Origin of the sequence: Caballeronia arvi (assembly GCF_001544695.2) — a bacterium.
Lineage (GTDB): Bacteria > Pseudomonadota > Gammaproteobacteria > Burkholderiales > Burkholderiaceae > Caballeronia > Caballeronia arvi.
This window is the reverse complement of sequence record NZ_FCOM02000005.1, coordinates 96,245-115,424: the sequence shown is the minus strand read 5'-3', so window position 1 is coordinate 115,424 and position 19,180 is coordinate 96,245. Positions and strand designations below refer to the sequence as shown.

Below are 19,180 nucleotides of genomic sequence, written 5' to 3'. Positions count from 1 at the left end.
CGTCACTCTCCGACCAGAAAAACGCGCGTGAGCGGCACTTGCAGATTGCGCGCGCCGACCGCGACCTGAATGCCCGACACCGCGCGCGCCAGCGGCGCGTTGCCCAGTTGCGGCACCTTCAGGTTGTTGTCGTTCTGCCGGATCTGCGAGAGCACGTCGGCCATTCTCGTTGTCCAGCCTTTTTCCGGGATGTAGACGCGCGTCGCGAGCGAGGCGACGCCGCCCATCAGCGGAATCGAGCTCCAGCCCTCCGCCGGGTCGCCCGACGACAACGCGCGCCGCACTTCACCGATGTTTTGCAGCGGCGGCGACGCCGAGCGCACGATCCGCCCGTTCGAGAGCCGATAGCGCACTACCTGCAAACGCGGCGCCGTGTTGGACGCGAACACGCCCCGCACGATCTGCAGCGAGCCGTTGCCGATCTGCACGGCGGGCTGACCGGCTTCGTCGTCGGTTGCGGCCTGGCGCGCGTCGATGCGCATCTGGTCGAACAACTGCGCGACGATGCGCTCGTCTTCCATCGAATTCTCGATCGTGCTGCGTGCGCGGATCACCGAATCGAGACCGCGCCACGACAGCACCGCGATCACCGCGAGAATCGCGATCGCGATCAGCATTTCCAGCAGCGTGAAGCCGCGCTGCGTTCGATGCTTCCGGTTCCGGTCAGAGCGAGCGGTTCGTTTCATTCGCCACCACCGTGACCATTTGCGCCAGATAACCCGAGCGGCCCGGCGTCGTGACGAGCATCTCGACCCGCCGGAAAATCGGGTTCGGCGTCTGGCTCACGCGCTGCGTGCACATGAGCTTGAGATTGCCTTGCGAGCAGTCGAACGTGCGCGAGCCGATCTGCGGAAACTGGCGCGAGAGCCGCAGTTGCGCGAGCTCGTTGTCCGCGCTCCAGCCCGCGAGCAGCCGCCGATGCAGATCCGCTTCGCCCGTCGCGAGCGAGCCGACCGCGCGGATCGACGCCGCGAGCGCTACGCCGATGATCGCCAGCGCGACGAGCACTTCGATCATCGTGAAACCGCGTTGATGTGAACGGCGCGCGCGCATCATCGGACCTGAAAGCGGCCGTTGCCGCTGCCGATGATCGTCGCGCGGCCCGCCGCCGAGATCAGCGTGATTTCCATCGGCGTGTCGATGGCCTCGGTGCCGAACACGAGCCGGCTCACCGATTTGTCGGAATCGAGATACTGGATCGTCACTGCGGTCACGCCGCCTTCCCAGCGGCGCGCGCGCAGCAGGTCGTCGCGCAGCGGGCGCCAGCCGTCTTCGGTGCGGATATCGAAGCGAAAGCCGCCGTCGAGCGGCTGCCACGCGATCGGCCGCGCGCGCACCTGCGCTTCGTCGCCCGCCGATTCGAACAGCAGCGCGAGACGCTGCGCTTCCTCGTTCAGATCGGTGCGCGGATTGCGCGTGAGTTGCAACGACGCGAGCGACACGAGCAGGCCCGCGATCACCAGCACGACGAGCATTTCGAGCAGCGTGAAACCTGCCTGACGACGCGCCGACGAATGCCCGTTCACGATATCTATGACCGAAGGCTTACTGCCAGGAGCCGACGTCGGCGTCGTTGCCTTCGCCACCCGCCTTGTTATCCGCGCCGTAGCTGAACACGTCGATTTCGCCGTGCACGCCCGGATTCAGATATTGATACTGGCCGCCCCACGGATCGGCCGGCAGGCGCTCGAGATAACCGCCTTCCTTCCAGTTGTTCGGGATCGGCTCGGTCGACGGCTTTTCGACCAGCGCGCGCAAGCCCTGCTCCTGCGTCGGATAGCGGCCGTTATCGAGGCGATACAGCTTCATCGCCTGCATCACGGTGCCGATGTCCTGCTTCGCGGCAACGCGGCGCGCTTCGTCCGGGCGGCTCATGATCTTCGGCACGATCAGCGCGGCGAGAATGCCGAGAATCGCGATCACGACCATGATTTCGATCAGCGTGAAGCCGCGCTGGCGGCGTGCCTTGTTGATTTCGATGCGGCGTTGCATCAGTTGCATGACTGCTTACCTCTTGAATTGAAAGTACGTTCCGGGCCTCGTGCCCGTGGTGATCGAAAAAACCGCCGCTCATTCTAGCGATGCCGGTTCGCCGCGCGACGCGCACGCGCGCGAGGCATCGCGTCGCGCTCAACGCACCCAGACGGTCGGCCCCGGCGGATTCTGCGGCAGGAAGACTTCGGATTTCACGCCGTTACGCTCGATGATGATCGAGCGCGCGCGCACTTCCGAAAGCTTCACGCCTTGCGTGAGCGGGCCGCCCAGCGACACGGCCTTTGCCGGTTCGCCGCCGTAGCTGACGATGGCCGCCGCGCCGCCCGTCAGCGCGAGAATGCCGAACAGATGCACATCCGAATTGGCCTGCCGTTCCAGCCGTCCGCCGAAAATGGTCGCGGCCTGCTCGACCGACGGCGCGCGCGTCGCGGCCGCGGCGGGCAGCGGCGCGGTCTCGCGCGAGGTCAGCGTGACGACCCAGTAGGTGATCGTCACGCAGAAAAGCGCGAGCGCGGCCAGCGTCAGCAAGCGAGTTTGAAGGACGTTCATCACTGCACCAGATTATTCAGTTCGATGATCGGCAGCATCACCGCGAGCACGATCACCAGCACGACGCCGCCCATCGCGAGAATGAGCAGCGGCTCCAGCAGGCTCGTGAGGAACATCGTGCGCCGTTCGAGTTCGCGCGCTTCGCCTTCGGAGGCGCGGTCGAGCATCGTGGTGACGTCGCCGGTGGCTTCGCCGGAGCGGATCAGGTGAACCAGCACCGGCGGGAACGTCCGCGTGTTGCCGAGCGCGCGCGACAGCGACGAGCCTTCGCGCACGCGCACGATGGCGTCGTCGACGTTATTGCGCATCGCCGTGTTCGACAGCGTCTCGCCCGCCGCCTGCAACGCCCGCAGGATCGGCACGCCGGCGGCGGTCAGAATGGCGAGCGTGCTGGCGAAGCGCACGGTGTTGTAGCCGCGCACCAGCTTGCCGACGAGCGGCGCGGTGAGCAGCCAGCGGTCGAAGGACATGCGCGGCCCGGGCCGCCCGAGAATGCCCTTCACGATCCAGGCAAACAGCGCGACGCCGATCAGCACCGCCCACCAGTAGCTCCGGACGAAGGCGGAAAGCGCCATCATCATCACGGTGAGGAACGGCAACTGCTGCTTGGTGCTCGCGAACACGTTCACGACCTGCGGCACGACATAGCTCAGCAGGAACGTGACAATGCCGAACGCGATCAGCGTGACGATGCCCGGATACGTGAAGGCCAGAATGATCTTCTGCTTCAGCGCGTTGCGCTCTTCGATGTAATCCGCGAGACGCGAGAGCACGAGACCGAGCTTGCCGGTGTGCTCGCCCGCCGCGACGAGCGCGCGATAAATCTCGGGGAAATCTTTCGGATGCTGCGCGAGCGCGTTGGCGAACGAGTGGCCGCCGAGCACTTCGGCGCGGATCGCGGCCATCAGTTCGCGGATGTAATCGCGCTCCGACTGCTCGGTCAGGACCGAGAGCGTCTCGCCGAGCGGCAGGCCCGCGATCAGAAGACTCGCGAGCTGGCGCGTGAGAATCGCCTGTTCGCGCTGCGACAGACGCCGCCCGAGCGAAAGCCGCTGATTGCGCTCGCCGCGCGTGCGCGTGCCCGCCGCCTCGACGACGAGCGGCGTCAGCCCTTGCGTGCGCAACTGGCTGCGCGCGGCGCGGGCGCTGTCGGCATCGAGCACGCCTTTTTGCGTCTTGCCCGCGTGGTCGATCGCTTCGAAACGGAAAGCCGGCATACGTTCAATCCCCGCCTGTCACGCGCAGCACTTCTTCCAGCGAACTCACGCCCGCCGCGAGCCAGCGGTCGCCGTCCTCGCGCAGCGTGCGCATGCCCTGCTTGCGGCCCGCTTCGAGAATCTCGGCATCCGCCGCGTTGCGATGGATCAGCGGGCGGATCGTATCGTCGATCAGCAGCAGTTCGTACACGCCGCGACGGCCGACATAACCCGACTGGCCGCATCGGTCGCAACCGACCGGATGCCAGTGCTTCGCGCCGTCTTCCTCGACGCGCTCTTCCTTACACACCGGACACAGTTGCCGCACGAGCCGCTGCGCGAGCACGCCGAGCAGCGACGACGCCAGCAGATACGGCTCCACGCCCATGTCCGTGAGACGCGTGACGGCGGACGCGGCATCGTTCGTGTGCAATGTGGCAAGCACAAGGTGGCCGGTCAGCGACGCCTGCACCGCGATCTGCGCCGTTTCGAGGTCGCGGATTTCACCGATCATGATGATGTCCGGGTCCTGACGCAGAATCGAGCGCAGCGCGCGCGCGAAGGTCATGCCGATGCGCTCGTTCACCTGCGTCTGCCCGATGCCCGACAGATCGTATTCGATCGGATCTTCCACCGTCATGATGTTGGTGGTCGTCGTCTCGAGCCGCGACATCGACGCGTACAGGGTCGTCGTCTTGCCGGAGCCGGTCGGCCCGGTCACGAGCACGATGCCGTGCGGGCGGCCGATCAGCTTGTCGAAGTTGACGAGCGTGTCGCGCGCCATGCCGAGCTTTTCGAGATTCAGGCGCTGTGCGTCTTTTTCGAGCAGACGCAGCACCGCGCGCTCGCCGTGGCCGGTCGGCAGCGTGGAAACGCGCACATCGACCGGACGGCCGCCGACGCGCAGCGTGATGCGCCCGTCCTGCGGCAGGCGTTTTTCGGCGATATCGAGCTGCGCCATGATCTTGATACGCGAGATCAGCGCGCCGTGCAGCGCCTTCTTCGGACGCACGACATCGCGCAGCGTGCCATCGACACGAAAGCGCACGACCGACGCGTTCTCGAACGGCTCGATGTGGATATCCGACGCCTGCTCGCGCGCCGCCTGCGTAAGAAGCGCGTTGATCATGCGGATGATCGGCGCGTCGTCTTCGGATTCGAGCAAATCCTCGACTTCCGGAATGTCCTGCATCAGACGCGACAGATCGACTTCGCCTTCCACTTCGCCGACCACTTGCGCCGCGCTGCCGTCGTTGCGCGCGTATGCCGAATTGATCGCAGCGGCGAGCTCGTCGGCCGGCTTGCGCACGATCGACAGCGCGCCGAAATTGCGCGCGACTTCGGCGAGCGCCGCATCGGTCGTGCGCTCGCTGATCCATACCTCGATGCTGTCCGCGTGCTGGTGCGCGAGCAGAATCTGCCCGCTGCGCGCGAAGCCGTAGGGCACGAGCCGGGCCGCCAGCGGCGACGCCGCGCTGCTCGCGCTCTCGACTGCATCGTTGACCGCACTCACGGCCTGACTCCTTGCTGGGTGTTCGGAACCCCGTTGCCGTTCGTCGCGGCGTTGCCGGGCATCGCGTTCGTCGCGCCGTTGGGCGGCATGGCGTTGGTCGCGCCGTTCGAGGGCGTCGGGTACAGGTTGCTGTCTTGCGGCGCCCGACCCGCGTCGGGATTCTGCGGCAGCGTCGTGCTCGGGCCAGTGCCGCGCGTCGTATCGCTCCAGTTCAGCAGATTTTGCGCCGGGGGGCCGCCGCCCTCGCTCGGGCCGAGCGGCCTCGGCGGCATCACCGGCACATTCTGATCCTTGATGATCCGGTTGTCCGTCGTCGAACCGTACTGCTGCTGACGCAGATAGTCGTAACGCGTATTGGCGATCTGCGAGGCGGTTTCCTGGTCGCGCACGATCACCGGCCGCAGGAACACCATCAGATTGGTCTTCGTGCGCGTCTTGCTCTCGCTTCGGAACAGGCTGCCGATGAACGGGAGGTCGCCGAGCAGCGGAATCTTGCTGTTGTTGCTGTTGTACTGATCCTGCATCAGGCCGCCGAGCACGACGATCTCGCCATTGTCGGCCAGGATGGTGGACTGCACCGAGCGCGTGTTGATCGTCACGCCGCCCGGGTTGTTGATCGTGGTGTTGTCGACCGATGAATCTTCCTGATAGATCTGCATCTTGAGCACGCCGCCGTCGGTGATCTGCGGCTTCACGTGCAGCGTCACGCCGACGTCGCGGCGGTCGAACGTATTGAACGCGGTGACGGACGTGGCGGCGTTCGCGGTCGGCGTCGCATACGAACCGGTCACCACCGGCACGTTCTGGCCAACGACGATCTTCGCTTCTTCGTTATCGAGCGTAATCAGGTTCGGCGTGGAAAGAATGTTCGCATCCGCCGAACTCGCAAGCGCCTGCACCAGCCCGCCGAGCCCGAAGAGGCTGCCGAAGCGGTGCAGCAGGCCGATGTTCAGGCCTTGCGCGAGCAGACCGGACGTCGACGTCAGCGACGACGGATTCTGCGCGATCGCATTGCCCTGCAAGGTCAGATCGACGATGTTCGTATTGCCGGAGCCGAAGCTCGAGCTGCCGTACAGCGCGTTGTTGCCGCCGTTGGAAAGCAGCGCGCCCTGCCATTGAATGCCGAGATTCGCGCCGCTCGTCGCGGAGAGTTCCACGATCAGCGCCTCGATGTACACCTGCGCGCGGCGCGCGTCGAGCTGGTCGATCACGGAGCGCAAGTTGCGGTACATCGGATCGGGCGCGGTGATGATGAGCGAGTTCGTCGCCGCATCCGCCTGGATCATGCCGCCGCCCTGCTCGTTGCCGCTTTCGTTGTCCTTGTTCGACGAGAAGCTCGAATCGCGACCGCCCGAGCCGCCCGTCATCGGGTTATTGCCGGTTCCCGAGCTGCCGCTGAGTCCGCCCGGCAGCGGCGGCATGCCGGACTGTCCGGTGGACGTCGACGAATTGCTGAGGCCGCCGCCGCTCTGGCCGAAGTTCGAATTCTGATTGGACGAAGACGTGTTGTCCGAGCCGCTGCCCTTGCCGAGCATGCCGCGCAGCGTCTTGGCAAGGCGCGTCGCATCGGCGTTGCGCAGCGCCACGACGTGCATGTTGCCGGGCTGTCCCGTGGGCGCGTCGAGCTTCTTCGCCAGCGCCTTCGCCGCCGCGAGACGCGCGCTGCTCGAGGCGCGGAACATCAGCGAGTTGGTGCGCGCATCGGGCGTGACGGTGACTTTGAGCGTCGCGTCGGTGCTGCCGACCGTGCCGGGATCGAGCAGCTTACTCATTTGCTCGGCGACGTCGATGGCGTTCGCGTTCTTCAGGTTGACGACATCGACCTCGCGGCCCGCCGCGGTATCCACGCCGGCGATGATGCCCGCGATGCGGCGCACGTTGTCGGCGTAATCCGTGACCACGAGCGTGTTGTTCGCCGGATAGGCGGCGATCGTGTTGTTCGGCGAGATCAGCGGGCGCAGGACCGGCAGCAGATTGTTCGCCGATTCGTTACGCAACTGAAAGACTTGCGTGATCACCTGGTCGCCGCGCGCGGCCGGCGCGTTGCCCACGTAAGTCGGCACGCCCTGGAGCTTGGCGTCGGCTTCGGGCACGACCTTCAGGACGCCGTGATCCTGCACGAGCGCGAAGCCCTGCATGCGCAGCGAAGACTGGAGCGTTTTCAGCGCCTGGTCCTCGGGAACGGGATTTTCGGAGACGAGGTTCAGCTGCCCCTTGACGCGGGGATCGACGATGATGGTTTTGCCGGTGGCGGCGCCGATCGCTTTCGCGACCTGGTCGATGTCCGCGTTGACGAAATTCAACGTCACTTGCGCATGCGCGGCTTGCGCGACGATAAGTCCCGCCGCCAGCAGTGCCGTCGCTCTGCGACGCAGTGCCATAGGTTGTCTTCTCATGGATGTGATGTCAGGGCCGGTCCTGGAAGATCCGGCCAAGGCTGCACCGCTCGTCAGCCGAGAGCGCCGCCGACCGCGGTGTGGAAAGGGCAACCCCGATCCATCGCGATCATTTTAAAAAATGTGACGATAACAGCTTTATGTAACGAAATTGTGCCAATTCGTTCCGGATCAAACCGCCCATCCGCTGCTCGTACGATACAAATTTCCAGCGCTCTCAAGCTTTCGAATAACTTGCCGATAGACCGTATCTGGGCGGTTTCCAGAGCAGGCCGATGCACGCGGGAGCCGAATTGTACCCCGACCAGAAGCCTTATTATTCATACATTTAGGATAATACCGATTGACGCGTCAAGCCGCCCGCGCGTGAGCGGCCTTCAGTCCGGTCCAAAGGACTTATGTCTGATCGCCAACTTAAGGCCGGAATCGTCAGCCGGTATGATACGGTCGGTTCCGCATTCCGGGCGTTGCAAAAAGGGTGGGTTTTCCCCGAGCAAATTTCGGTCGCGGACGTTGATTCGTTGGCGTTGGCGCCAAGGCGCTGCAACGGCGGCATGGACGTTCCGCATAGGGCGGATGGAGTAGAAAGAAGATGAAGAAAATCGTGCGACTATTTGCGATATGCGGGCCGCTGCTGGCGGCCGCCTCCGCACACGCAGACTGCTTCGACGAAGCGGCGAAGTATCAGAAGGTCAATCCGCTCATCCTCCGCGCCATCGCCTGGAACGAATCGCACAACAAGCCCGACGCCATCAACAAGAACGCCAACGGCTCGACCGACTACGGGCTGATGCAAATCAACTCCATCCATCTGGGCACGCTGGCGCAGTACGGCATCTCGAGCGGCACACTGATGGAGCCCTGCAAGAGCGTCTATGTCGCCGCGTGGCATCTGCGCCAGAAAATGAACAAGTACGGCAATTCGTGGCAGGCCGTCGGTGCTTACCATTCCGAAACACCTGCGCTGCGCGACAAGTATTCGGCCCAGATCATCGAGATCCTGCGCCGCTGGAAGTTGCTGCAAAACACGCAAACCACGCAGGCCGCGCGCTGACCTTCGCGGGTTCTTCCCGCACGCGCGCCGCGTCCGGCGCAATTGATGCAAAATCCCTAATTCGATCGCCCGCGTCGCGCACACCGCAGCGCGGGCTCGCGCTCGCGCGCGCCCTTTCCCCGTCACGCATCCTTGCAATGAACGACACGCCACTGCCAATCACCGTGCTTTCGGGGTTCACCGGCGCGGGTAAAACCACACTCGTCGATGCCCTGCTCGCCAACGCCGAAGGTCTGCGCATCGGCGCCGTGACGAACGGCCAGGCCGCGTCCGGCGCGGATCGCGAAACGACAGAGCTGCCCAACGGCTGCATGCGCGTGACGCTCGCCGACGAATCGATGGAAGCGCTCGAAAGCGCGATCACATGGATCGCGCAGCAGCAGCAGCGATTCGATGCGATCGTGGTCGAATCGTCGGGCGTCGCCGATCCGATGACGATCGCGGAAGATCTCGCATTCGGCGACGACGACGACGCGGCGCTCGCGGGCCGCGCGCTTCTCGATACCTTCGTCACCGTGATCGATGCCGCGACCTTCGCGCGCGACTACGCCTCGTCGGACTCGCTGGCCGAACGCGGACTCGCGCAGGCAGGCCACGACGAAGAAGACGGCAAGACGGTCGTGGAGACGCTCGTCGAGCAGATCGAATTCTGCGATGTCATCGTCATCAACAAGATCGATCTCGCCAGCACAGATGAAGTCGAGCGAGTCGCGCGCATTCTGCACGGCCTCAACCCGCGAGCGATTCAGCTTCAGGCGCAATCGGGCGACGTGCGCTCAACCGACGTGCTCGACACGGGCCGCTTCGATTTCGATGCAACCGCGAGCGCGCCCGGCTGGCTCACGATACTTAACGGCGACCAGCCGGCGAGCGACGAACCCGACGCATCCGGGGTCGGTCACTTCGTGTATCGCGCGCGCCGGCCGTTTCATCCCGAACGGTTGTGGAGCCTGCTGCATCGGGAATGGCCGGGCGTACTGCGCGCGAAAGGCTTCTTCTGGCTCGCGACGAGAAGCGATGTTGGCGGTTCGCTGTCGCAAGCGGGAGGCACGTGCCGGCACGGTCCGGCGGGCGTGTGGTGGGCGGCGCAGGACCGCAGCGAATGGCCGACCGACGATCCGGAGCTCGAAGCGGAGATCGTCGCGGAATGGTACGGCGATCCGGACGACAACAGCATCGGCGATCGTCGGCAGGAGCTGGTGCTGATCGGCGTGAATTTCGATCCGGCCGCATGGCAGGACAGCTTCGATGCCTGCCTTCTCACCGACGACGAATGGGCGCTCGGCCCCGAGGCATGGCAACGCTTCACCGATCCGTTTCCGGCATGGGACATCGAGGAGCACGATCATGACCATGACCACGATCACGGTTCCGACTGTGATTGTGACGACCACCGGCATTGATGGACGAACGGCTTGCCGCGAAGCATTCCGGCAAGCCGAAAAAAACCCGCCGAAGGCGGGTCATGTACAACTGGCTACCACCGGTAGCCGCACAATCGGCAAGATGCTTACCGCTTGTTCACTGCGTCCTTGAATGCCTTGCCAGCCGTAAACTTGACCGTCTTTGCGGCCGGAATCTTGATGGATTCGCCGGTCTTCGGATTGCGGCCGGTGCGCGCTGCGCGCTTTCCCGAGCCGAAGCTGCCGAAGCCGATCAACTGCACTGCGTCACCTTTCGATACGGCCTTCTTGATCACTTCGAGCAACGTGTCCAGCGTTTCGCCGGTTTGAGCCTTGCTGGCGCCGGTCTGAGCGGCTACGGCGTCGATCAATTCCTGTTTGTTCATTAAGGTTCCTTTATCAGTTTAGGTTGACACGAACAGCGCGAACGCGCCGATTATACGTGCGCAAGCCGTGCAGTCGAGTAGGGACGGCCTTGTGGCGGGCCTGCCCGACGAATCGGCGTGACTTCGGCCATGTCTCCGGCGCTGCTGACTTCGTCGCCTTCACGCCGCCTCTACACGTGGCGCTTGGTATGATAGCGCAGCGCAAACCCAATCTGGACAAGGGTTTCAAAGATTTACCCTTAATTTCCGGGGCTTCCGGCCGTTTTTTTGGCGTAGACCACCTGGGTCCGATCCATGCTACGCGAGCTGATCATCGAATACGGCCTGCCGTTGGTTTTTGCCAACGTTCTGCTCGAGTGCCTCGGCTTGCCGCTCCCAGCCTTGCCCACATTGGCTTTGACGGGTGCGATCACGGTCTCGGCAAGCCTCGTTCCGGCCGGTTTTTCGACGCTGTTTCCATCGCCTGCCATTGCGCCTCTCGCTGCGATCGTCGTGACGGCGAGCCTCGCCGCGCTCATCGGCGACACGCTCTGGTTCTGGCTCGGGCGCCGCTATGGCAGCCGCGTGCTCGCCTTCATGTGCAGGCTCTCCATTTCGCGCGATACCTGCGTGAACCGCAGCGCGAGCTTTTTCGGGCGCTTCGGCGTGCGCATCCTCGCGGTATCGAAGTTCATCCCCGGACTCTCGACACTCGCGATTCCCGTCGCGGGCGCGACCGGAATCGGCTTCGGAAGCTTTCTCTTCTACGACGCGCTCGGCGCGCTCTTGTGGTCCGGCGTCGGTGTCGCGTTCGGCGCGGTGTTCGCGGATCTCGTTGATAAGGCGCTCGCCTGGCTCGACCTGTTCGGACGCGGCGTGATCGCGATCGCCGTCATCGCGCTGGCGCTCTATCTCGCCGTGCGCTGGTGGCAGCGCGTGTCGCTGTTGCGCAGGCTTCGCATGGCGCGTATCGATATCGCGACGTTGCGCGCGCTGCTCGCGGGCGAGCCGCCGCCGCTCGTCATCGACGTGCGCCGCCGCGAACGCCGCGCAATGGACCCGTACGCGATTCCCGGCGCACTGCTCCTGCACGACGATGCCGCATCGCAGCTTGCCGGCATCGCGCGCGACCGCAAGCTCGTGACCTATTGCGATTGTCCGAACGAAGTGTCGGCGGCGCTCGCGGCGAAGGAACTGGCCGCACATGGCTTCACCGACATCGCGCCGCTGCTCGGCGGACTCGAAGCGTGGCGCGCGGCCGGCCACGCGCTCGAGCCGTTGATGATCGAAGGCCGCGCGAACGCTGCGGCGCATGGCGTCGCCAATTCGTCTTCCGCCTGATTTTTCTTTGCGCGTCCGATCGAGCGGGCGCGCAGTCTCTTCTCATATCGCATGACCGAATCCCAGCTTTTCGCGCCGCACGATCTTCCCGCGCGCTGGCGGCGCAGACGCGCCTTTACGTTCGTCGACACGACGTTCAGCAGCTTTCTCGCGCTCTGGCAACGCTGGCGCGACGACGAAGAACGTTGCGAGCGGCTGCATGTCGTGGCGCTTGCGCCGCTCGCCGCACTCGACTCTCCGCCTTCGCCCGATGACGCTTCGCCGCTCGCCGCCGAGCTCGCGCGCGCATGGCCGATGCGCGTGGCCGGCCTCCATCGGCTGGAGTTCGATGCGGGGCGTGTCGTGCTGACGCTCGCCATCGGCGAAGATATCGAAACGCTGCTGTCGAAACTCTGGCTGCGCGCCGATGCGTTCCATCTCGATCTCACCGCGACCGGTGACCCGCGCAAGCTGTGCAAATCGCTCGCGCGCTTCGCCGGCGATAACGCGACGGTCTGCGCGATCGCAAGTGATCAGCCGCAACTCGAGCGCGCGTTAAAGGCATCGGGCTTCGAGTGCGCGCCGCACGCCGCGCATGCGCCCGTGACCGCACGCTTCGCGCCGCGCTGGCGCGTGCGCCGTCACGAGCCGCCGCTTCCCTTCGACGCGAACGCGCGCGAAGCGATCGTCATCGGCGCGGGGCTGGCGGGTTGCGCGGTGAGCTCGCGGCTCGCCGAACGCGGCTGGCGCGTCACGCTGATCGATCGCCACGCGTTGCCTGCGCGCGATGCATCGGGCAATCCGGCGGGCGTGTTTCATCCGATCGTCTGGCGCGACGACAGCGTCGCCGCACGCCTCACGCGCGCGGGGTTTCTCTACGCGTTACGTCGATGGCAAGCGCTCGAATTGGCGCATCGAGACTTGCGACGCAGCGACGCGGGCCTGCTCCAGATCGCCGATACCGCCGAAGATGCCGACGCACTCGCCGACGCCATCGCGCGCTTCGCGTATCCGTCCGACTACGTGCAGCCGATGACGCGCGACGAAGCATCGCGCATAGCCGGCGTCCACGTCGCGCGCGGCGGCTGGCTCTTTCCGCATGGCGGCGCCATCTCGCCTGCGGCGGTCTGCGCCGCGCAACTCGCCGATGCCTCGGCAAACATCACGCCGCGCATGAACACCGAAGTGACGCGCATCGCGCACGACGGCCGCCTCTGGCGCGCATTCGACGCAAGCGGCGAAGAGATCGCCCAGGCGCCCGTCATGGTGCTCGCCAACGCGCATGACGCCGAGCGGCTCGCCGGTCTCTACGGCGAGCCGACGCGCAGCGTGCGCGGCCAGCTCACGTTGCTCGAACCCGGCGCGCTCGATGCACTGCGCATGCCCGTGATCGGCGAAGGTTATGCGGTGCCGCTCGGCCACGACGGCGCGCTCATCGGTGCGACCTACGATATCGACGATCCCGATCGCGAGATCCGCGAAGCCGGGCATCGCGAGAATATCGAGCGCGTCGGGGGCATGTTGCCGGCGCTCGCGAAGACGGCGACGAGCGTCCGCGCAGGCCGCGTCGCATTCCGCTGCGTGACGAGCGACCGCATGCCGATGATCGGCCAGCTCGCCGATGAAAACGCCGCACGCCGCGACGCGCGCGAACTCTCCGGCGCGTGGCCGCTCGACCTTCCGCGCATGCCGGGTCTCTATGGCGCATTCGCGTTCGGCTCGCGCGGCCTCGTCTGGGCGACGCTCGCGGCGGAGCTGATCGCATCGCAGATCGAAGGCGAGCCGTGGCCCATCGAGCGCGAACTCGCCGAAGCCATCGACCCCGCCCGCTTTTTGCTACGCGCTTTGCGGCACGGCGAAATCGGCGCGGCGTAGTTATCCCCGTGACATTGTGGATAAGCCGTCGGATTGCAGGCGAAAGTCATGTGCACGCGTTGTGCACGTAAACGGGACAACTCGACGCGCGTCCTTGACTCCGAAAAGTTGTTCCGTGTTAACGGCGCCGCGCCAACATGTTTACGGTCCGCTTCTGCTTTCCTCAACTGCTTGAATGGAAAGACGAAAGCGTTGTTATCCACAGAAGAAGATGCCCCTTGTTAACCACTACTACGTTTATATAAAGTAAACCTGTAAACATCTAACGGCGAGGCCATCGGTGCGGCCGTAAACAAAAAGTCCGGACGCCGCGAAAACGGCAACCGGTCAGCTTTTCCATCCAGGTCCCAGCTCGGCTGTCGCTTTTACTTCATAAGAATCAGAAGCTTGGACTTTCTGTCAGGGGTTCCGAGGTATGGCACAATCGCGCTTCTTCCTGCGTCGCGCCGTTCAGACGGCGACCGCTTCAACGGAACGATGGCTGCGCGCCAAGAATCTGATCACGAAGCCGCACCGTCGTTTGCTGTGTTCGGCCCGGCATCCCAGCGGGCGCCGCACGCCTTCCCTTTGTCACACGGATCCGCCATCTCCGATGCGACATTGAGAGCGTGCAAGGCGCATCGCCGCCAGCCGGACACGTCGTCTAATTCGTGCACGGCCCGGCCGTGACGCCGTGTTCGTTCGCATTTCGGTATCACCTGAATGAACCCACGCTCGTCTGCCCGGGCGGATGCGCCTCGTCCGCGAGCGCGCGTCGCGGGTGCGAGTCTCGCAACGGAACGTGCACGCATCGCACTTGCAGCAACGAAGGAGAAGCCAACACGATGAATTCGGCATTTTCATTTCTGCCCGCCTGGCCGCTCGAACCCGACGCCATTCTCTGGGCCGGTCTCGCGCTCGTCACGGCCGGACTCGCCGGAGAGCTGCTGTGGCGCGCCTGGCGGCTGCCGCGCATCACCGGCTTTGCGGTGATCGGCCTGATCGCCGGCAACGCCGGCCTCGGCGTGATCGACGCCAGCGCGGGCGGCCTGTCGCGGCCGCTGCTCGATGTCGCGCTCGGGCTGCTGCTGTTCGAACTCGGCGGGCGGCTCGACTTGCGCTGGATCCGCCGCAATCCGCATCTGGTGCTGTCGAGCATCGCGGAATCGACGCTCACCTTCGTCCTCGTGCTGATCGCGCTGACGCTGCTCAACGTGCCGACGATGCCATCGGTCGTGATCGCGGCCATCGCGATGGCCACCTCGCCCGCGATGGTCATCCAGCTGAAAACCGAGCTGCGCGCGGAAGGCCAGGTCACGCAGCGCCTTCTGACGCTGACCGCGCTCAACAGCATGTACGCGGTGGTCGTCGAAAAACTCGCGGCGGGCGTGCTGCATCAGGAAATCTACGGCAATGCGCTGGCGACGATCCTGCAGCCGCTGTATCTGCTGATCGGCTCGCTCGTGCTGGCATTCCTGCTCGCGCGCGCGTGCAACCTGCTCGTGCGGCGCCTGCCCGCGAACGACGAGCATTCGTTCGTCGCGCTCTTCGGGCTCGTGCTGCTGGCGATCGCGGTCGCGCACCTCTTCAAGCTGTCGACGATTCTCGCGCTGCTCGCCGCGGGCATCATCGTGAAGAACGCCGACGAGCGGCCGCAGCTCTGGCCGTCGCATTTCGGCTCCGCCGGATGGCTGCTCACTGTCATCCTTTTTGCGCTGACGCTGACGTCGTTCCACTGGCGCGACATCGCGCTGGGCGGCGTGGCGGCGCTCGGGCTGATCGTCGCGCGCTTTATCGGCAAGCTGGTTGGCGTGCTGATTTTCGCGAAACCCAGCGGGCTGAACTGGAAGCAGGGCGCGGCGCTCGGCGTCGCGCTGACGCCGATGTCGGCGCTCGCGTACGTGCTCGTCGACGACATGTACGTGCTCTATCCGGACTACGATCCCAAGCTGCGCGCGATCGTGATGTGCTCGATCGTCGTGCTGCAGATCGTGTCGCCTTTCCTCGTGTACCGTAGCCTGTCGGCGGTGGGCGAACGGCGCGAATAAGCGCGCCCGCCCCTGCCCCCAGGCATTGATCATTCAAGAGGCGTCATGGCACTCGAACCTTTCATCAACTCCGAACCGTTCACGTTCGGCGTCGAGCTGGAGATCCAGGTCGTCAATACGCACGACTACGATCTGACCCGCGCCGCGTCGGACCTCATGCGTCTCATCAAGGACGAAAAAATTCCGGGCAATATCACGCCCGAAATCACCGAGAGCATGATCGAGCTGTCGACCGGCATCTGCACGACGCACGAGCAGGCCGTCGCCGATCTGCGCAAGATCCGCGACACGCTCGTCTCCGCGGCCGATCAACTCAACGTCGGCCTCGCCGGCGGCGGCACGCATGCGTTCCAGCAATGGAGCGACCGGCAGATCTACGACGCGCCGCGCTTCCAGTACATCTCCGAACTGTACGGATACCTTGCCAAACAGTTCACCGTGTTCGGTCAGCACGTGCATATCGGTTGCCCCGATCCGAACAGTGCGCTGTTCCTGCTGCATTCGATGTCGCGCTACATCCCGCATTTCATCGCGCTTTCGGCGTCGTCGCCGTACATCCAGGGCGTCGATACGGGTTTCCATTCCGCGCGCCTGAATTCGGTGTTTGCATTTCCGCTGTCGGGCCGCGCGCCGTTCGTGCTGACCTGGGACGGCTTCGAGGAATACTTCTCGAAGATGGTGAACACGGGCGTCGTGAATAGCATGAAGGACTTCTACTGGGATATCCGGCCGAAGCCGGGTTTCGGCACCATCGAGGTCCGCGTGATGGACACGCCGCTTTCCGTCGACAGAGCCGCGGCGATCGCCTGCTACATCCAGACGCTGTCGCGCTATCTGCTGCTCGACAAGCCGCTCACGCCGCGCGAGGACGACTACCTCGTGTACACCTTCAACCGCTTCGAGGCGTGCCGTTTCGGGCTGGAAGGCACGTGTATCCATCCGCAGACGGGCGAGCGGCGGACCATCGGCGAAGACATCCTCGCGACGCTCGACGTGCTCGCTCCGCACGCCGAAGCGCTCGGCTCGCAGGCCGCGCTCGCGGAAGTCGCGGATATCGCCCGCGGCATCAACGATGCAACGTGGCTGCGCGGCGTCGTCGACAAGGAAAAATCGTTACATGAGGCCGTCCGCCAGCAATGCTTGCAATGGCGCCGGTAACGGAACACTTACGCTGACAAAGATCAACGAATGATGACGAAAGGCCGCTTCGATTCACTTCGAAGCGGCCTTTTGTCCGTTGGTCCGTATGAAACACGTGCAGACGAACGGCAGGAATAAAGCCACTCTTTGCAACGTTTGACGGGAATCGATTCGGTCGCCCTAAGGTTTACTTCCAAAAATCCGTATACATCCGTAATAGTAGTTAACAAGCCTTGTGTCTTGCTGTGGACAACGTCAAAAAAAGGTGCGGAGTCAACGCGCTAGCGCGAGGATAAGCATGCGGCCCGCGTGTGCGCCGGAAAGTGAACCTTGGGACAACGCAAAGGCGTCCGAGATGCTCGGCAGTGTTATCAAGAATACGTCCACAAACAAAGAAGACGCTTTTCCACGGGTTATCCACAGTTCTGCGTGGATAATTAAGGTGTACGTTTGTTCTATGTCGCTTAGAATGGCGACTTTGCTGATGTAGCGTTATAGTCGGCAGGAAAACAGCGCCGCGCAGGGCCATAAGAAGGCGCATAACGAAGAGGGTTGCAAAGTCCCCCATTCAGGCACTGCTAATTGGCTTGGCACGCCTGAATTTTGAGACGGTGGGGACCGAGAACGAAGTGCAGTTCGCAAGGGGTTCGGAGTATTCTGCGAGCGGCGTTTCGAACGAGGTGTTCGCGGCGGTAGCGCGAACGTGCCGTCAGAACACATAAGCGGAACAACAAGCGAAAGACTATGAGTGAAGGCGTTTACGGAGAGCAGGCGACGGGGCGGGTGACCCACGGCCTGCTGCGGCTGAGCACGGCGATGCGCAGCCAGGCATGGGAATGGGCGGAAGGCGCGGGGCTCACGCCTACCCAGGGTGAAATTCTCGTTCTGCTGATGCAGCGCAAGGGGCCGATGCGGCTCGGCGAGATCGCGCGTGAAACGGCGTTGACCGCCGCCACGACGAGCGATGCGGTGAGCACGCTCGAGGGCAAGGGTCTCGTCGAGAAGCGCCGCGCGATCGATGACGGCCGCGCGCTCGCGGTGCGTCTGACCGCCCGCGGCCGCACGGCTGCGAAGAAGGCGCTGCAATGGCCGGACTTCCTCGCGAAGGCGGTCGGCACGCTGCGCGAAGACGAGCAGACGGCGTTCTATCGCACGCTGCTGAAGACCATCCGTCAGCTCGAATCGCAGCAGCAGATTCCGGCGCACCGCATGTGCCTGTCCTGCTCGCATTTCGAAGCAAGCAAGAATCCGAAGAAGACGCCGCATCACTGCGCGCTTCTCCAGATCGACATGGCGGACACCGATCTGCGTCTCGACTGTTCGGTATACGAAGAAGCCGACGTCGCCACGCAGAAGAAGAGCTGGAAGATCTTCGCGCAGATCGCCTGACAGGCAGGTTCATCGGTCAAGACGCATTTGGCGTCATCTCGTGCTGTGAGGCCGCGGCGAGTCGGTTAGACTGTGCCCGTCGCGCCTCGCCGCGAGGCGCGGCTCGTCCCAATCTGGTTCCGAGCCATGCGCAGTCGACTTACGGAATGCCGCCGATGAAACATGAAGTCCTGGCGATTCGCCACGTCTATTTCGAAGATCTGGGCTGTCTCGAACACGTGCTCGGCGACCGCGGCCACCTGGTGCGCTATCTGGACGTCGGGCGCGGCCGCATCGATGCGCCCAATCCGCTCGATCCATCGCTGCTCGTCGTGCTCGGCGGGCCGATCGGCGCTTACGAGGACGCCCACTATCCCCATCTCGCGCCGCTGCTTTCGATGCTCGAGAAGCGCATCGCGGCGGGCTTGCCGACCATCGGCATCTGTCTCGGCTCGCAACTGATCGCGCGGGCGCTCGGTGCGCGGGTGTATCCGTCGGGCAAGCCGGAGCTCGGCTGGGCGCCGCTCACGCTGACCGATGCGGGACGCGCGTCCGCACTGCGTCATCTCGAAGCCGACGGCGCGCCCGTACCCGTCTTCCACTGGCACGGCGATACCTTCGATCTCCCCAAAGACGCGACCCTGCTCGCCTCCACGGACGCGTGCGCGCATCAGGCGTTCACCTGGGGCGAGCACGTGCTCGCACTGCAATGTCATCCGGAAGTGCTCGTGGAGCGCTTCGAGAGCTGGCTCGTCGCGTACCCGGGCGATATCGTGAGGAGCGGCACGACGGTCGCCGCGCTGCGCGAGGAAACCGCGCGCCACGGCGCGAATCTCGAACGCGCGGCACGCGCGATGTTCGGCGAGTGGCTCGACCGCTTCAACGGCAAGTCGACGGAGACGCGCGCTGACGTGTGATGGTATGAAGCATCGGCGGCGGGCGTCCCTGCAGGGAAGAAACCGCGGTGCTATTCTCGATC

General features: G+C 64.5%; 17 protein-coding genes. 8 read left to right on the top strand and 9 right to left on the bottom strand.

Annotated features, from left to right (window positions below; translation table 11 throughout):
* Positions 1–2 precede the first annotated feature (2 nt).
* From AWB74_RS08200 to gspD, 8 genes are all read right to left on the bottom strand, one after another.
* Entirely contained in the window at positions 3–686 is a 684-nt protein-coding gene (locus tag AWB74_RS08200) for a PulJ/GspJ family protein (protein WP_087038896.1), read from the bottom strand.
* Positions 664–1,056: a type II secretion system minor pseudopilin GspI gene (gspI, locus tag AWB74_RS08195; protein WP_061122119.1), complete on the bottom strand. Its 393-nt coding sequence runs from the start codon at positions 1,054–1,056 to the stop codon at positions 664–666. Before gspI ends, AWB74_RS08200 begins: the two co-directional genes overlap by 23 nt.
* On the bottom strand, positions 1,053–1,535 hold the full coding sequence (locus AWB74_RS08190; RefSeq protein WP_235024523.1) for a GspH/FimT family pseudopilin: 483 nt from the start codon (positions 1,533–1,535) through the stop codon (positions 1,053–1,055). Before AWB74_RS08190 ends, gspI begins: the two co-directional genes overlap by 4 nt.
* A gap of 10 nt (positions 1,536–1,545) precedes the next feature.
* Positions 1,546–1,992: a type II secretion system major pseudopilin GspG gene (gspG, locus tag AWB74_RS08185; protein WP_407642416.1), complete on the bottom strand. Its 447-nt coding sequence runs from the start codon at positions 1,990–1,992 to the stop codon at positions 1,546–1,548.
* Between the two features lie 138 nt (positions 1,993–2,130).
* Positions 2,131–2,544 (bottom strand): hypothetical protein, encoded by a 414-nt coding sequence (locus tag AWB74_RS08180; RefSeq protein ID WP_061146275.1) that lies wholly within the window; start codon positions 2,542–2,544, stop codon positions 2,131–2,133.
* Positions 2,544–3,761 carry a type II secretion system inner membrane protein GspF gene (gene gspF / locus AWB74_RS08175; RefSeq protein ID WP_061146274.1) on the bottom strand — a complete coding sequence of 406 codons (1,218 nt, stop codon included), beginning with the start codon at positions 3,759–3,761 and terminating at the stop codon, positions 2,544–2,546. Before gspF ends, AWB74_RS08180 begins: the two co-directional genes overlap by 1 nt.
* Positions 3,762–3,765: 4 nt before the next feature.
* The gene (gene gspE / locus AWB74_RS08170; protein WP_061146273.1) at positions 3,766–5,253 is read right to left on the bottom strand and encodes a type II secretion system ATPase GspE; all 1,488 of its coding nucleotides are present in this window, start codon (positions 5,251–5,253) and stop codon (positions 3,766–3,768) included.
* A complete protein-coding gene (gene gspD, locus AWB74_RS08165; protein WP_407642411.1) occupies positions 5,250–7,649 on the bottom strand; it encodes a type II secretion system secretin GspD in 2,400 nt (799 codons plus the stop codon). Before gspD ends, gspE begins: the two co-directional genes overlap by 4 nt.
* Positions 7,650–8,241: 592 nt before the next feature.
* Here gspD and AWB74_RS08160 point away from each other — a divergent pair.
* Both AWB74_RS08160 and AWB74_RS08155 read left to right on the top strand, forming a co-directional pair.
* Complete coding sequence (locus AWB74_RS08160) at positions 8,242–8,703, top strand: lytic transglycosylase domain-containing protein (RefSeq protein ID WP_061146271.1); 462 nt, start codon at positions 8,242–8,244, stop codon at positions 8,701–8,703.
* Between the two features lie 137 nt (positions 8,704–8,840).
* Entirely contained in the window at positions 8,841–10,106 is a 1,266-nt protein-coding gene (locus tag AWB74_RS08155) for a GTP-binding protein (protein ID WP_061146270.1), read from the top strand.
* A gap of 107 nt (positions 10,107–10,213) precedes the next feature.
* Here AWB74_RS08155 and AWB74_RS08150 read toward each other — a convergent pair whose 3' ends face one another.
* Positions 10,214–10,492 carry an HU family DNA-binding protein gene (locus AWB74_RS08150; RefSeq protein WP_008352404.1) on the bottom strand — a complete coding sequence of 93 codons (279 nt, stop codon included), beginning with the start codon at positions 10,490–10,492 and terminating at the stop codon, positions 10,214–10,216.
* A gap of 294 nt (positions 10,493–10,786) precedes the next feature.
* On the opposite strand from AWB74_RS08150, the gene AWB74_RS08145 reads away from it, so the two are divergent.
* The 6 genes from AWB74_RS08145 to AWB74_RS08120 all read left to right on the top strand — a co-directional run bounded on the left by AWB74_RS08145 (position 10,787) and on the right by AWB74_RS08120 (position 19,118).
* Positions 10,787–11,812: a VTT domain-containing protein gene (locus AWB74_RS08145; protein WP_061146269.1), complete on the top strand. Its 1,026-nt coding sequence runs from the start codon at positions 10,787–10,789 to the stop codon at positions 11,810–11,812.
* A 51-nt stretch (positions 11,813–11,863) separates the two neighbouring features.
* Positions 11,864–13,666, top strand: a complete 1,803-nt coding sequence (mnmC, locus tag AWB74_RS08140; RefSeq protein WP_061146268.1) for a bifunctional tRNA (5-methylaminomethyl-2-thiouridine)(34)-methyltransferase MnmD/FAD-dependent 5-carboxymethylaminomethyl-2-thiouridine(34) oxidoreductase MnmC — start codon at positions 11,864–11,866, stop codon at positions 13,664–13,666.
* Between the two features lie 824 nt (positions 13,667–14,490).
* The gene (locus tag AWB74_RS08135) at positions 14,491–15,693 is read left to right on the top strand and encodes a cation:proton antiporter (protein ID WP_061146267.1); all 1,203 of its coding nucleotides are present in this window, start codon (positions 14,491–14,493) and stop codon (positions 15,691–15,693) included.
* 45 nt (positions 15,694–15,738) lie between these two features.
* On the top strand, positions 15,739–16,851 hold the full coding sequence (locus AWB74_RS08130) for a YbdK family carboxylate-amine ligase (RefSeq protein WP_061122107.1): 1,113 nt from the start codon (positions 15,739–15,741) through the stop codon (positions 16,849–16,851).
* Positions 16,852–17,577: 726 nt separating this feature from the next.
* Positions 17,578–18,222 (top strand): MarR family winged helix-turn-helix transcriptional regulator, encoded by a 645-nt coding sequence (locus tag AWB74_RS08125; RefSeq protein WP_061146266.1) that lies wholly within the window; start codon positions 17,578–17,580, stop codon positions 18,220–18,222.
* 155 nt (positions 18,223–18,377) lie between these two features.
* The gene (locus AWB74_RS08120) at positions 18,378–19,118 is read left to right on the top strand and encodes a glutamine amidotransferase (RefSeq protein WP_061146425.1); all 741 of its coding nucleotides are present in this window, start codon (positions 18,378–18,380) and stop codon (positions 19,116–19,118) included.
* The last annotated feature ends 62 nt before the right edge of the window (positions 19,119–19,180 follow it).

What these genes read in the sequence shown, in the direction of transcription:
- gspD (WP_407642411.1), bottom strand. Translation starts at nt 7,649, where the DNA reads ATGAGAAGACAACCTATGGCACTGCGTCGCAGAGCGACGGCACTGCTG.
- AWB74_RS08130 (WP_061122107.1), top strand. Translation starts at nt 15,739, where the DNA reads ATGGCACTCGAACCTTTCATCAACTCCGAACCGTTCACGTTCGGCGTC.
- AWB74_RS08135 (WP_061146267.1), top strand. Translation starts at nt 14,491, where the DNA reads ATGAATTCGGCATTTTCATTTCTGCCCGCCTGGCCGCTCGAACCCGAC.
- AWB74_RS08120 (WP_061146425.1), top strand. Translation starts at nt 18,378, where the DNA reads ATGAAACATGAAGTCCTGGCGATTCGCCACGTCTATTTCGAAGATCTG.
- AWB74_RS08160 (WP_061146271.1), top strand. Translation starts at nt 8,242, where the DNA reads ATGAAGAAAATCGTGCGACTATTTGCGATATGCGGGCCGCTGCTGGCG.
- AWB74_RS08125 (WP_061146266.1), top strand. Translation starts at nt 17,578, where the DNA reads ATGAGTGAAGGCGTTTACGGAGAGCAGGCGACGGGGCGGGTGACCCAC.
- AWB74_RS08155 (WP_061146270.1), top strand. Translation starts at nt 8,841, where the DNA reads ATGAACGACACGCCACTGCCAATCACCGTGCTTTCGGGGTTCACCGGC.
- AWB74_RS08200 (WP_087038896.1), bottom strand. Translation starts at nt 686, where the DNA reads ATGAAACGAACCGCTCGCTCTGACCGGAACCGGAAGCATCGAACGCAG.
- gspF (WP_061146274.1), bottom strand. Translation starts at nt 3,761, where the DNA reads ATGCCGGCTTTCCGTTTCGAAGCGATCGACCACGCGGGCAAGACGCAA.
- gspG (WP_407642416.1), bottom strand. Translation starts at nt 1,992, where the DNA reads ATGCAACGCCGCATCGAAATCAACAAGGCACGCCGCCAGCGCGGCTTC.
- mnmC (WP_061146268.1), top strand. Translation starts at nt 11,864, where the DNA reads ATGACCGAATCCCAGCTTTTCGCGCCGCACGATCTTCCCGCGCGCTGG.
- AWB74_RS08145 (WP_061146269.1), top strand. Translation starts at nt 10,787, where the DNA reads ATGCTACGCGAGCTGATCATCGAATACGGCCTGCCGTTGGTTTTTGCC.
- AWB74_RS08180 (WP_061146275.1), bottom strand. Translation starts at nt 2,544, where the DNA reads ATGAACGTCCTTCAAACTCGCTTGCTGACGCTGGCCGCGCTCGCGCTT.
- gspI (WP_061122119.1), bottom strand. Translation starts at nt 1,056, where the DNA reads ATGATGCGCGCGCGCCGTTCACATCAACGCGGTTTCACGATGATCGAA.
- AWB74_RS08150 (WP_008352404.1), bottom strand. Translation starts at nt 10,492, where the DNA reads ATGAACAAACAGGAATTGATCGACGCCGTAGCCGCTCAGACCGGCGCC.